The organism is Corallococcus sp. AS-1-6 (genome assembly GCF_020037015.1).
Taxonomy (GTDB): domain Bacteria; phylum Myxococcota; class Myxococcia; order Myxococcales; family Myxococcaceae; genus Corallococcus.
Window position 1 is genome coordinate 1 of the sequence record NZ_JAIQDE010000057.1, and the last position, 14,678, is coordinate 14,678.

At 69.4% G+C, this 14,678-nt stretch carries 2 protein-coding genes; both read right to left on the minus strand.

Going from position 1 to position 14,678, the window contains the following annotated elements; genetic code table 11:
- The coding region (locus tag K8612_RS38335; RefSeq protein WP_223765872.1) for a condensation domain-containing protein at positions 1-275 on the minus strand (275 nt) is incomplete at its 3' end.
- Positions 276-626: 351 nt separating this feature from the next.
- A partial coding sequence (locus tag K8612_RS38340) for a non-ribosomal peptide synthetase (protein ID WP_255672805.1) occupies positions 627-14,678 on the minus strand: 14,052 nt, incomplete at its 5' end.

Consider the following 14,678-nt stretch of genomic DNA (forward strand, 5'->3'; position numbering starts at 1 on the left):
CGCAACGCGCGCTCCAGCACGGCCACGTCGAGCGCACCCTCCAGGCGCACCGCCATGGGCACGTTGAAGAGGGAGGTGCCGGGCTGCAGTTGATCAATGAACCAGAGTCGCTGCTGCGCGAAGGAGAGAGGCAGCGGGCGCGAGCGGTCCTGTACCGGGATGAGGCCTTGGACGGAGTTGCCGGCGGTGGCCTTCTGCGCGGCCAGCTTCTTGAGCAACTCGGCGCGCTTTTCCGGTGAGAGGTTGGCGATCCGCTTCGACAGATCCTGGCTCATCTCGTGTACTCCGCACTGGGGGATGCCATGGCGCACGAGCACCACCCGGGACGGTGGCACTCGTGATTTCTCAGACTGCAGTTGATGCTGGATTGCCGTCCTGAGCCGCTCTCACGGGGGAAGCGCGGCGGTGGGCAAATTCGCAGTGGTTACATTATTCGGTAACGACATGGCGTGTCATGAGGACGACTCGGCGCTCCTCGGGCACAACCCGGGGATGAATAAATCCCCGTGTTTACAGCCCTCACCATAGGAGGGAGCTCTGACGTCAGCGCGCGACTCGACCGCAAAAGCCGGATCTCAGGTGACGAGCCCCCGCGCCTGAACAGGCCGGCGCGGGGCGGCCGGGGTTCAACCTCCCGAGGTCGTGCGCGGCTCGCCGCCCGCCGCACGGGCGAGGATCAGACGCAGTCGCTCCACGATGGGCCCGAGGTGCGGGTCCTGTAGCAGCTCATGGTGGCTGCCTGGGACGACGTGCACTTCCAGTCCGCCACGGACGAGGGACTCCCACCCGCGATGAACCGGGAGTTCGTCCGCGGCCTCGCTGGCGCTCAGCAGCAGGGCGGTGCCGTCGTACGGCTGGGGCACGTACTTCTCCTGCGCGAAGAGGTTGGCCTGGAAGACACGGAAGAGGGCGCGAAGCTGGGTGTCCCCGGAGTGCGCGTCGAGGATGCGCGCTCGGACTCCTTCCTGGAGCAGGTGGTCCAGCATCGCGGCGTCGTCGCCTTGTGCCAGCGCTTCGGCCGACATGGAGAGCTCCTGGCCGAAGGCGGTGGCCGTGGTCTGGGCGAAGGCGATCCGCACTCGGGCTTCGGATGAGAAGTGGGGCGCTGTCTCGGAGGGCGGCGTGATGCCGGGCACGTGGGCGTCGATGAGCGCGAGCAGCTCCACGGCTTCGCCAGCCTCGCGCAGCCTGCGGGCCATCTCGTAGGCAATGACGCCACCGAGGGACCAGCCTCCGAGCTGGTAGGGGCCATGGGGCTGCACGGTGCGGATGGCTTCGATGTAGAGGGCGGCCATCTCCTCGATGGAGTCGACGACGGGGCGCCCGTCGAGGCCGCGTGACTGGAGGCCGTAGACGGGCAGTGACGGGCCGAGTCTGCGTGCCAGCTCCGAGTAGGCCAGGACGTTGCCGCCACCAGGGTGGACGAGGAAGAGGGGCCGCTGTCCTGGCTCTCCGCGTTCCAGGGGAACAAGGGGCGTCCAGGCCTGTGTGTCGTCGCGCAGCACCTGGGCGAGCTGCTCGACGGTGGGCTGCTGGAAGAGGACGGAGAGAGGGAGGCTGAGGCCGAGACGCTCGCGGATGGACGCGAGCATGCGCACGGCGAGCAGGGAGTGGCCTCCCAGCTCGAAGAAGCTGGAGCGGACGCCGACGGAGCGGACGCCGAGGACGTCCTCCCAGATGCGGGCGAGCTGCATCTCGAGCGCATCGCGGGGTGCGACGAAGTCCCGGGCCTCGACGGCATGAGCGTCGGGCTCCGGCAGGGCCTTGCGGTCGACCTTGCCGTTGGAGTTGAGGGGCAGGGCGTCGAGGACGAGGAGCGCGGAGGGAACCATGTACTCGGGCAGTTGCTGCCGGAGGTGGACCTTGAGCGCCTCGGAGTCGAGTGAGTGGCCGTCGCGAGCAGTGACGTAGGCGACGAGGCGCTTATCCGCGGCCTCGCCCTTGGCGACGACGACAGCGTCCTTGAGGCCTGGAGCGCGGCGGAGGGCGGCTTCGATTTCGCCCAGTTCGATGCGGAAGCCACGCACCTTCACCTGGAAGTCGATGCGGCCGAGGTACTCCAGGCGCCCGTCGGGGCGGTAACGGACACGGTCGCCCGTGCGGTACATGCGGCCGCCGGGAGGCCCGTAGGGCTCCGGCACGAAGCGCTCCGCGGTGAGGTCCGGACGCAGCAGGTAGCCGCGAGCCTGGCCTTCGCCTGCGAGGTACAGTTCGCCCGCGACACCCACTGGCACCGGCTGGAGCGAAGCGTCCAGGACGTAGGCGCGCGTCGCGGGCAGCGGGCGGCCGATGAGCGGCACTTCGTCACGGCCGACGAGAGACGCGGTGGAGTAGGTGGTGTCCTCGGAAGGCCCGTAGAGGTTGAAGAGCTTCTCGACGGTGGGCACCGCGTAGACCTGCTTGGCGAGCGTCTCGGGAAGGGCTTCGCCCGCGAGGTTGATGACGCGCACGGAGGGCGGCACCGCGCCCAGGCGCAGCAGTTGCGCCATGGCGGAGGGCACGGTGTTGACGAGGGTGACGTGCGAAGCGGTGGGCAGTTCTGCCAAGTGCAGGGCATTGCGTGCCACCACCACCGCGCCACCGCTGCTCAACGGGGCGAAGAGTTCGAAGACGGAGAGGTCGAAGTTGAGGCTCGTCGCGGCGAGGGTGCCCTTCAACTCTTCCGGCGAGAAGGTCTCCAGCGCCCAGTGGAGGAACGCCACGGCATTGCCATGGGAGATGGCGACACCCTTGGGGCGACCGGTGCTTCCGGAGGTGTAGATGAGGTAGGCGAGGTGCCCGGCGTGGATGTCGACCGTGGGCGCAGTGGTGGGTTGCTTCGCCAGCTCCATGTCCGAGTCGAGGCACACGGGCGTGGCGCTGGTTTCTGGCAGCGCCGAGAGCAGGTGCGAATGCGCCACGAGGGCAGGCCCCTGCGCGTCCTCCAGCAGCCAGCCCAGGCGCTCACGCGGGTAGCTGGGGTCCAGGGGCACGTAGGCTCCACCGGCCTTGAGGATGCCAAGGGCTCCGATGACGAGGTCCTCGGTACGCTCGACGCACAGGCCGACGCGGACTTCGGGCCCGACACCCAGGCCGCGCAGACGGTGCGCGAGTTGATTGGCCTTCGCGTCCAGCTCCCGGTACGTCAGTTTCCGCTCAGGCGTGATGACGGCCAGGGCATCCGGCGTGCGGCGCACCTGGGCTTCCACCATCGCGGGGATGCTGGGCTCGCTCGCCACCTGCGAGGCGGGTGGGTTCCATTCGACGAGGAGCTGCTGGCGCTCGGCATCCGTGAGCAGCGGCAGGTCCCCGAGCCGCGACTCAGGCTTCTTCGCGATGGCCTCCAGCAGCACGCCGAAATGGCCCGCCATGCGCTGCACGGTCACCGCGTCGAACAGGTCTGTCGCGTACTCCAGCGTTCCGACCAGTCCGCCTTGGACCTCTTGCAATGCGAGGGAGAGATCGAACTTGGCGAAGCGAGCCTCCAGCGGCAGGGACTGGAAGGACAGGCCGGGCAGACGCAGCGCCTCGGTGGGCGTGTTCTGCAAGACGAACATGGCTTGGAACAGCGGGCTGCGGCTCAGGTCCCGCGTGGGCTGCACGGCTTCGACGAGCTTCTCGAAGGGCAGGTGCTGGTGCTCGTACGCCGCGAAGGTCGTGCCGCGCACCTGGGCCAGCAGCTCCTTGAACGTCGCGCGCGGGTTGAGCTGGGCGCGCAGCACGAGCGTGTTGACGAAGAAGCCGATGAGTCCCTCGGTCTCCGCCTGGGTGCGACCCGCGATGGGCGAGCCCACGCTGATGTCATCCTGTGCGGAGTATCGCGACAGCAGCACTTGGAACGCCGCGAGCAGCACCATGAAGGGCGTTGCGCCCTCGCGTCCAGCGAGACCCTTGAGCGCACGGGCGACGTCCTCCGGGATGCGCACCTCCACCGTGGCGCCCCGGTGGGACTGCACGGGAGGACGCGGCCGGTCCGTGGGCAACTCCAGCGCGGCGGGTGCTCCAGAGAGCTGCTGCTTCCAGTAGTGGAGCTGCGCCTCCAGCGCCTCGCCCTGGAGCCAGTTCCGCTGCCAGACGGCGAAGTCCGCGTACTGCACGGGCAGTGGCGTGAGGCTGGGCTGCTTGCCGTCGTGGAACGCGGCGTACAGCGAGATGAGCTCACGGACGAGCACGCCCATGGACCAGCCGTCGGAGACGATGTGGTGCATCGTCACGAGCAACAGGTGCGAGTCCTCGCGCAGCCGCACCAGCGCACTGCGCAGCAGGGGACCCGTTGCGAGGTGGAAGGGACGCCGGGCCTCCTCATCGGCCAGCTTCCGGGCCTCCTTCTCCCGCTCATCCTCGGGCAACGACGAGAGATCCTTGATTGGCAGCGTCCATGCCGCCGCAGCCTGGATCCGCTGCGTGGGCTGCCCCTGATGCTCGTGGAAGGTGGTGCGCAGCGACTCGTGACGGGCGACGAGCGCTTCGAACGCGCGACGCAGGGCCTCCACGTCCAGGTGCCCCGAGAGCTGAAGCGCAGCCGGAAGGTTGTAGGACGCATCCTCCGGCTGGAGCTGATCCAGGAGCCACAGCCGCTGCTGCGCGAAGGACAGCGGCAGCGGTCCCTCGTGCGCGGAGCGAGTGAGCTTCGGAGCCTGGGGGCTCGCGCTCCCGTGCAGCCTCGCGGCCAGTGCCTCCACCGTGGAGGATTCGAAGAGGGCTCGCAGGGGAAGCTCGACACCCAGGTCCGCGCGCACGCGGGACACCACCTGGGTGGCCAGCAGCGAGTGTCCACCCAGTTCGAAGAAGGAGTCCTTCACGCCCACCTGGGGCAGACGCAGGACTTCCGCCCAGATGGAGGCCAGCTTCGCTTCGACCTCCGTGCGGGGCGCTTCGTAGGTATTGCCGGACTGAGGTGCCTCCGGCTCCGGGAGGGCCTTGCGGTCGACCTTGCCGTTGGAGTTGAGGGGCAGGGCCTCCAGCACCACGAAGGTGGTGGGAACCATGTACTCAGGGAGGCCCTGACGCAGATGCGTCTTGAGGGTTTCCACTTCCAGCGAGGCATTCGCCTTGGGCGTGACGTAAGCGACCAGCCGCTTGTCGGCGGCCTCACCCTTGGCGACAACGATGGCGTCCTTGAGGCCTGGAGCGCGGCGGAGGGCGGCTTCGATTTCGCCCAGCTCGATGCGGAAGCCACGCACCTTCACCTGGAAGTCGATGCGGCCGAGGTACTCCAGGCGCCCGTCGAGGCGGTACCGGACACGGTCGCCCGTGCGGTACATGCGGCCACCGGGAGGCCCGTAGGGCTCAGGGACGAAGCGCTCCGCGGTGAGGTCCGGACGCAGCAAGTAGCCGCGAGCCTGGCCTTCGCCTGCGAGGTACAGCTCGCCTGCGACACCCACAGGCACTGGCTGCAACGAAGCATCCAGCACGTAGGCCCGCGTCGCGGGCAGAGGGCGGCCGATGAGCGGCACTTCGTCACGGCCGACGAGAGACGCGGTGGAGTAGGTGGTGTCCTCGGAAGGCCCGTAGAGGTTGAAGAGCTTCTCGACGGTGGGCACCGCGTAGACCTGCTTGGCGAGCGTCTCGGGAAGGGCTTCGCCCGCGAGGTTGATGACGCGCACGGAGGGCGGCACCGCGCCCAGGCGCAGCAGTTGCGCCATGGCGGAGGGCACGGTGTTGACGAGGGTGACGTGCGAAGCGGTGGGCAGTTCCGCCAGGTGCAGGGCATTGCGTGCCACCACCACAGCGCCACCGCTGCTCAACGGTGCGAAGAGCTCGAAGACGGAGAGGTCGAAGTTGAGGCTCGTCGCGGCGAGGGTGCCCTTCAACTCCTCCGGCGAGAAGGTCTCCAGCGCCCAGTGGAGGAAGGAGACGGCATTGCCGTGGGAGATGGCGACGCCCTTGGGACGGCCGGTGCTGCCGGAGGTGTAGATGAGGTAGGCGAGGTGCCCGGCGTGGATGTCCACCGTGGGCGCAGTGGTGGGCTGCTTCGCCAGCTCCACGTCCGTGTCGAGGCACACCGGTGTGGCAGTGGTCTCCGGCAGGGCCTGCAGCAGGTGCGAATGCGCCACGAGGGCAGGCCCCTGGGCGTCCTCCAGCAGCCAGCCCAGGCGCTCACGCGGGTAGCTGGGGTCCAGCGGCACGTAGGCACCACCGGCCTTGAGGATGCCGAGGGCACCGATGACAAGGTCCTCGGTACGCTCGACACAGAGGCCGACACGGACTTCGGGCCCGACGCCCAGGCCTCGCAGACGGTGGGCGAGCTGGTTGGCCTTCGCGTCCAGCTCCCGGTACGTCAGTTTCCGCTCGGGCGTGATGACGGCCAGGGCATCCGGCGTGCGACGCACCTGGGCTTCCACCATCGCGGGGATGCTGGGCTCACGCTCCACTTGCGAAGCAGGCGGGTTCCATTCGACCAGGAGTTGCTGGCGCTCTGCATCCGTGAGCAACGGCAGGTCCCCGAGCCGCGACTCAGGCTTCTTCGCGATGGCCTCCAGCAGCACGCCGAAGTGGCCGGCCATGCGCTGCACGGTCGCCGCGTCGAACAGGTCCGTCGCGTACTCCAGCGTGCCCATCATGCCCGTGGGGGCCTCTCTCAGCCCCAGGGAGAGATCGAACTTCGCGAAGCGCGTTTCCAACGGCAGCGTCCGCATGGACAGGCCCGGCAGGCGCAGCTCTCCACCTGGCATGTTCTGCAGGACGAACATCGCCTGGAACAGCGGATTGCGGCTCAAGTCACGCGTGGGCTGCACGGCCTCCACGAGCTTCTCGAAGGGCAGGTGCTGGTGCTCGTACGCCGCGAGCGTCGTGGCCCGCACCTGGACCAGCAACTCGCGGAACGTCGCTCGCGGATCCACCCGGGCCCGCAGGACGAGCGTGTTGACGAAGAAGCCGATGAGGCCTTCAGTCTCCGCCTGGGTGCGACCGGCGATGGGCGAACCCACGCTGACGTCATCCTGTGCGGCATAGCGCGACAGCAGCACCTGGAACGCCGCGAGGAACACCATGAAGGGCGTGGCGCCCTCCCTCTGGGCCAGCGCCTTCAGGGCCTCCACGAGGTGGCCGGGAATCCGCACGTCCACCGTGGCGCCCCGGTGGGACTGCACCGGCGGACGCGGCCGGTCCGTGGGCAGCTCCAGCGCCGCCGGAGCACCGGCCAACCGCTGCTTCCAGAAGTCCAGTTGTGCCTCCAGGACCTCGCCCTGGAGCCAGCTCCGCTGCCACGTCGCGAAGTCCGAGTACTGCACCGGCAAGGGCGCGAGCGTTGGCGTGCTCCCCGTGCTCAAGGCCTCGTAGAAAGCCGCCATCTCGCGCACGAGGACGCCCATGGACCAGCCGTCGGAGACGATGTGGTGCATCGTCACCAGCAGCAGGTGCTCCTCCGTTTCCAGGCGCACCAGCAGCCCGCGCAGCAGCGGTCCCGTGGCGAGCTGGAACGGACGGCGGGCCTCCTCGGCCACGATGCGCTGGGCCTCTTCCTCGCGCTGCTCCTGGGGCAGCGCGCTCAGGTCCACGACGGGCAGCTCCCACGCCGACGCGGCCTGGATCCGCTGCGACGGCGCCTCGTGCGACGCGGCGAGCGTGGTGCGCAGGGACTCGTGGCGGGCGATCAGCGCCTCGAAGGCGCCTCGCAGCGCGTCCACGTCCACACGGCCCGTCAGCCGCAGGGCGGTGGGGATGTTGTACGACGCATCACCGGTCTGGAGCTGATCCAACAGCCACAGCCGCTGCTGCGCGAAGGAGAGCGGAATGTCCCCTTCGCGGGCCGCGGGCCGCAGCGGCGGAGCACGAAGCGCGGAGGACGGAGCCTTCTCGAGCATCGGCGCGAGCGCCTCGACGGTGGGCGCTCCGAACAGCGCCCGCAGCGGCAGCTCGACGCCGAATGAGGCGCGCACGCGCGACACGAGCTGGGTGGCCAGCAGGGAGTGTCCGCCCAGCGCGAAGAAGTCGTCCTGGATGCCCACCCGCTCCACGCGGAGCACTTCCGCGAAGAGGGTCGCGAGCCGGGTCTCGGTGGACGAGCGCGGCGCGACGTAGGAGGCCGCGCGCGGTGCATCCCCCGGCTCCGGCAGGGCCTTGCGGTCCACCTTGCCGTTGGCGTTGAGGGGCAGCGCATCCAGCACCAGGAGCGAGGCGGGCACCATGTACTCCGGCAGCCGCTGCCGCAGGTGGACCCGCAGCGCCTCCAGCTCCAACGCGGGGCCTTCATGCGCGGTGAGGTAGCCGATGAGGCGCTTGTCCGCGTCAGCGCCGCGTGCCACGACGACGGCCTCGTTGACTCCCGAGAAGGCGCGCAGGGCGGCTTCGATTTCGCCCAGCTCGATGCGGAAGCCGCGCACCTTCACCTGGAAGTCGACGCGGCCCAGGAAGTCGAGCGTGCCGTCCTCCCGCCAGCGGGCCTTGTCGCCCGTGCGGTAGAGGCGCTCGCCCGGGGTGGAGGCGAAGGGGTGGGGGACGAAGCGCTCCGCGGTCAGGTCCGGGCGGTGGAGGTAGCCCCACGCGAGGCCGGGGCCTCCCACGTACACCTCGCCCGCGACGCCCACGGGCACCGGGTGCAGGTGCGCGTCGAACACATAGGCCGTGGAGTTCGGGATGGGACGGCCGATGGAGACCGGTCCCGCCACGCGCGTGTCGCGGTGCAACGGCAGCGTGGTGGAGAAGGTGGTGTTCTCCGTCGGGCCGTAGGCGTGGAACAGCGTCGCTCCCTCGGCGAGGCGGGGGAGGTGGTCGCGCAGGCGTGACCAGGGCATCACGTCTCCGCCCGTGAGGACCTGGCGCACCTCCGCCAGGGCTTCTCCCTGGTGGAGGACCATCTGCTCGAACAGCGCGGTCGTGATGAACAGCGCCGTCACCCTGTGTCGACGCAGTTGTTCGGCCAGCTCCTCCAGGGAGAGCGCGTGGGGCGGCGGGAGGACCAGCTTCGCGCCGTGCAGCAGCGCGCCCCAGATTTCGAGCGTGGACGCGTCGAAGGCCACGGGCGCGTACTGGAGCCAGACCTCGTCCGCGCCGAAGCGCATGAAGGTGCTGCCGAGCACCAGTCGGGTGATGCCCCGGTGCGGCACGCTGACGCCCTTGGGACGGCCCGTGGAGCCTGAGGTGAACATCACGTAGGCGAGGGACTCGCCCTCCACGGAGGACTCGGGCGCGTGCGTGGGCAGCGCGGTCAGGACGTCCTGCTGCGTGTCCAGCCAGACGCGGGTGCCGGAGGCCGGCAGCTTGGAGGCGAAGGGCTGATGCGTGAGCACCACGTCCACGTCCGCGTCCTCCAGCAGCATGGCGATGCGGTCCACGGGCGCATTGCGGTCCACGGGGACGAAGGCCGCGCCCGCCTTGAGGATGGCGAGGAGCGCGGTCACCATCTCGAAGGAGCGCTCGATGGCCAGGCCGACGCGAGCGCCGGGGACGATGCCCAGGGCGCGCAGGTGATGGGCGAGCTGGTTGGCGCGGGCCTCGAGCTGCGCGTACGTCAGCGTCGCATCCCCCTGTACCAGCGCCACGGCATCGGGCGTGCGGCGGGCCTGCTGGGAGAAGTGGACGTGGACCGGGACGTCCATGGGGCTGGCGACGGCGGTGTCGTTCCAGTCCACGAGGATGCGCTGGCGCTCCTCACCGGAGAGCAGCGGCAGTTCGGACAGGGCCTGTTCGGGCCTGGCGGCCACGGACTCCAGCAGCGTGCGCAGATGGTGGAGCATCCGCTCCACGGTGCTCTGTTCGAAGAGCGCGGTGCTGTACTCCAGCCAGCCCACGAAGCCCTGTGCTGAGTCCTGGAGCGTCAGGGTGAGGTCGAACTTGGCGGAGCGCGTGCCGGACTCCAGCTGCTGGAAGGTGAGGCCGGGGACTCGCAGGTCCTCGGAGGGCGCGTTCTGCAGGGCGAACATCACCTGGAAGAGCGGGCTGCGGCTCGGGTCCCGGACGGGCTGGAGGGCTTCGACCAGCTTCTCGAAGGGCAGGTGCTGGTGTTCGTAGGCCGCGAGCGTCGTGCCGCGCACCTGCGCGAGCAGCTCGCGGAAGGTCGCCTTCGGCTCGACATGGGCGCGCAGGACGAGCGTGTTGACGAAGAAGCCGATGAGGCCTTCGGTCTCCGCCTGCGTACGGCCCGCGATGGGCGTGCCCACGCTGACGTCGTCCTGCGCGGCGTAGCGTGACAGGAGGAGCTGGAAGCCCGCGAGCAGCACCATGAAGGGCGTGGCCCCTTCGCGCCGGGCCAGCGTCTTGAGGGACTGGGAGGTCTCGGGCGGAAGCTGGACGGAGAGGGCCGCGCCCGCGTGGGATTGAATGGACGGACGGGGATGATCCGTCAGCAGCTCCAGCGCGGCGGGCGCCCCCGCGAGCTTCTGCTTCCAGTAACCCAGTTGCGCGTCGAGCGTTTCTCCCTGGAGCCACTGGCGCTGCCACGCCGCGAAGTCCGCGTACTGCAGCGGCAGCGGCGCGAGCGCCGGCGAGGTGCCCTGGGTGAAGGCCGCGTAGAGCGTCACGAGTTCGCGCACGAGGACGCCCATGGACCAGCCGTCGGAGACGATGTGGTGCATCGTCACCAGCAGCAGGTGCTCCTCTTCCCAGAGCCGCACGAGCGACGTGCGCAGCAGCGGTCCGCGCTCCAGGTGGAACGGCTGCCGGGCGTCCTCGGCGACCCGGCGCTGGGCCTCGGACTCGCGCTGCGCTTCCGGCAGGTTGGAGACGTCGATGAGCGGCAGGGTCCATGCCGCGGGCGCGTGGATCCGCTGGGTGGCCTGGCCCTGATCTTCCAGGAAGGTGGTGCGCAGGGATTCGTGGCGAGCGACCAGCGCTTCGAAGGCGCGGCGCAGGGACTCCACGTCCACCCGGCCCGTGAGACGCAGCGCCGTGGGGATGTTGTAGGACGCATCGCCCGGGGAGAGCTGATCCAGGAACCAGAGCCGCTGCTGCGCGAACGAGAGCGGCAGGGCACGTTCAGTCGAGGAGGGCCGCAGGGCCGGCAGACGCTGCTCGGAGCGCTGGGCACTGTCGAGCTTCGTCGCGAGCGCCTCCACGGTGGGGGATTCAAAGAGGGCGCGAAGCGGCAGCTCCACCGCGAACGCAACCCGCACGCGCGAGACGAGCTGGGTGGCCAGCAGGGAGTGGCCACCGAGGGCGAAGAAGTCGTCCCGGATGCCCACGCGCTCCACGCGGAGCACCTCCGAGAAGAGGGCGGAGAGCTGCGCCTCGGTGTCGGTCCGAGGAGCGATGAAGTCGGATGAACGCGCGAGGTTCCCCGGTTCGGGGAGGGCCTTGCGGTCGACCTTGCCGTTGGAATTGAGGGGAAGTGCGTCGAGGACGAGGAGCGCGGAGGGGACCATGTACTCGGGCAGTTGCTGCCGGAGGTGGACCTTGAGTGCCTCGGAGTCGAGTGAGTGGCCGTCGCGAGCAGTGACGTAGGCGACGAGGCGCTTGTCAGCGGTCTCGCCCTTGGCGACGACGACAGCGTCCTTGAGGCCTGGAGCACGGCGGAGGGCGGCTTCGATTTCGCCCAGCTCGATGCGGAAGCCGCGCACCTTCACCTGGAAGTCGATGCGGCCGAGGTACTCCAGGCGCCCGTCGACGCGGTACCGGACGCGGTCGCCCGTGCGGTACATGCGTCCGCCGGGAGGCCCGTAGGGCTCAGGGACGAAGCGCTCCGCGGTGAGGTCCGGGCGCAGCAGATAGCCGCGAGCCTGGCCTTCGCCTGCGAGGTACAGCTCGCCCGCGACACCGACGGGCACCGGCTGCAACGAAGCATCCAGCACGTAAGCCCGCGTCGCGGGCAGGGGCCTGCCGATGAGCGGCACTTCGTCACGGCCGACGAGAGAGGCGGTGGAGTAGGTGGTGTCCTCGGAAGGCCCGTAGAGGTTGAAGAGCTTCTCGACGGTGGGCACCGCGTACACCTGCTTGGCGAGTGTCTCCGGGAGGGCTTCACCAGCGAGGTTGATGACACGCACGGAAGGAGGCACCGCGCCCAGGCGCAGCAGTTGCGCCATGGCGGAGGGCACGGTGTTGACGAGGGTGACGTGCGAGGCGGTGGGTAGCTCCGCCAGGTGCAAGGCGTTGCGTGCCACCACCACCGCTCCACCGCTGCTCAACGGGGCGAAGAGTTCGAAGACGGAGAGGTCGAAGTTGAGGCTCGTTGCGGCGAGGGTGCCCTTCAACTCCTCCGGCGAGAAGGTCTCCAGGGCCCAGTGGAGGAAGGAGACGGCGTTGCCGTGGGAGATGGCGACGCCCTTGGGACGGCCGGTGCTGCCGGAGGTGTAGATGAGGTAGGCGAGGTGGGCCGGGTGGATGTCCACCGTGGGCGCCATGGTGGGCTGCTTCGCCAACTCCACGTCCGAGTCGAGGCACACGGGCGTGGCGCTGGTTTCGGGCAGCGCCGAGAGCAGATGGGAATGCGCCACGAGGGCAGGCCCCTGGGCGTCCTCCAGCAGCCAGCCCAGGCGCTCCCGCGGGTAGCTGGGGTCCAGCGGCACGTAGGCGCCACCGGCCTTGAGGATGCCGAGGGCACCGATGACAAGGTCCTCGGTACGCTCGACGCACAGGCCGACGCGGACTTCGGGCCCGACACCCAGGCCTCGCAGGCGGTGCGCAAGTTGGTTGGCCTTCGCGTCCAGTTCCCGGTACGTCAGTCGCCGCTCGGGCGTGATGACTGCCACGGCATCCGGCGTGCGGCGCACCTGGGCTTCCACCATCGCTGGGATGCTGCGCTCACGCGCCACCTGCGAGGCGGGTGGGTTCCATTCGACGAGGAGCTGCTGGCGCTCAGCATTCGTGAGCAACGGCAGGTCGCTGAGCCGCGACTCAGGCTTCTTCGCGATGGCCTCCAGCAGCACGCCGAAATGCCCCGCCATGCGCTGGATGGTCGCCGCGTCGAACAGGTCCGTCGCGTACTCCAGCGTTCCGACCAGTCCCTCCGGGACCTCCTGCAAGGAGAGCGTGAGATCGAACTTCGCGAAGTGGGCCTCCAGGGGCAGTGGCCGCAGGGAGAGGCCCGGGAGCTGGAGCGCCTCGGTGGGGGTGTTCTGCAGGGCGAACATCACCTGGAAGAGCGGGCTGCGGCTCGTGTCCCGAACGGGCTGGAGGGCTTCCACCAGCTTCTCGAACGGCAGGTGCTGGTGCTCGTAGGCCGTGAGGGTCGTGCCGCGCACCTGCGCGAGCAGCTCGCGGAAGGTCGCCTTCGGCTCCACGTGGGCGCGCAGGATGAGCGTATTGACGAAGAAGCCGATGAGGCCCTCGGTCTCCGCCTGGGTGCGGCCCGCGATGGGCGTGCCCACGCTGACATCGTCCTGCGCGGCGTAGCGTGACAGGAGCACCTGGAAGGCGGACAGCAGCACCATGAAGGCTGTGGCGCCCTCGCGTCCCGCCAAGACCTTGAGTCGGTGGGCGATCTCCGGAGGGATGCGCACGTCCACCTTGGCGCCCCGGTGTGACTGCACGGGCGGACGAGGCCGATCCGTGGGCAGCTCCAGCGCGGCCGGTGCCCCCTGGAGCTGCTGCTTCCAGTAACCGAGATGCGTCTCCAATGTCTCGCCCTGGAGCCACTGGCGCTGCCAGGTCGAGAAGTCCGCGTACTGCATGGGCAGTGGCGGGAGCGATGGGCTTTGGCCCGCATGGAAGGCTTCGTAGAAGGCCACCAGCTCACGGACGAGGACGCCCATGGACCAGCCGTCGGAGACGATGTGATGCATCGTCACCAGCAACAGATGATCGTCCGCGCCCAGGCGAACCAGGGCGGTGCGCAGGAGCGGCCCTTCTGCCAACTGGAATGGCTGACGCGCGTCCTCGGTGACGAGGCGTCGCGCTTCGGCTTCGCGCCGCGCCTCCGGTAGGGCGGACACGTCATGCAGCGGCAAGGTCCACGCGCCCGAAGGGTGGATGGACTGGAGGGCGTCACCCTGGTGCTCGCGGAAGGTCGTGCGCAGGGCTTCGTGGCGGGCGACCAGTGCCTCGAAGGCGCGACGCAGGGACTCCACGTCCACGTGCCCCTTCAAGCTCAGCGCACTGGAGATGTTGTACGACGCATCTCCCGGCGTGAGCTGATCCAGGAACCAGAGCCGCTGCTGAGCGAAGGACAGGGGCGCGGTGGTGGCGCGCATCCTGGGAATGATCTGAGGCGGCTGCACCGCGGAGGAGTGAGCGGCGTCGATGCGCAGGGCAAGGCCCGCCACGGTGGGGGCCTCGAACAGTGCACGCACGGGCAGCTCTCGCCGGAAGGTGGCGCGCACTCGGGACATGAGCTGGGTGGCCAGCAGCGAGTGGCCCCCGAGCGAGAAGAAGTCGTCGTGGGCGCCCACGCGCTCCACGCGCAGGACCTGGGCGAAGATGTCCGCCAGCTTCTCTTCGGTGGCGTCGCGAGGTGCGACGAAGTCCGCGAGAGGCGAGGCCTCCGGGACGGGGAGGGCCTTCCTGTCCACCTTGCCGTTGGAAGTCAGTGGCAGTGCTTCCAGAGGGACGAAGGCGGCGGGCACCATGTACTCAGGCAGGTGCTGCTTGAGGTGGGCGCGGAGGACGGAGACGTCGAGGGCTTCACCCACGACATAGGCAACGAGCCGCTTGTCGCCAGGGACGTCCTCACGAGCGAGGACGACGGCTTCATGCAGGGAAGCGTGGGCGAGAAGCGAGGCCTCGATTTCGCCCAGCTCGATGCGGAAGCCGCGCACCTTCACCTGGAAGTCGAGCCGCTGGAGGTAGTCCAGTTGGCCGTCGGGGCGCCAGCGCACGACGTCGCCGGT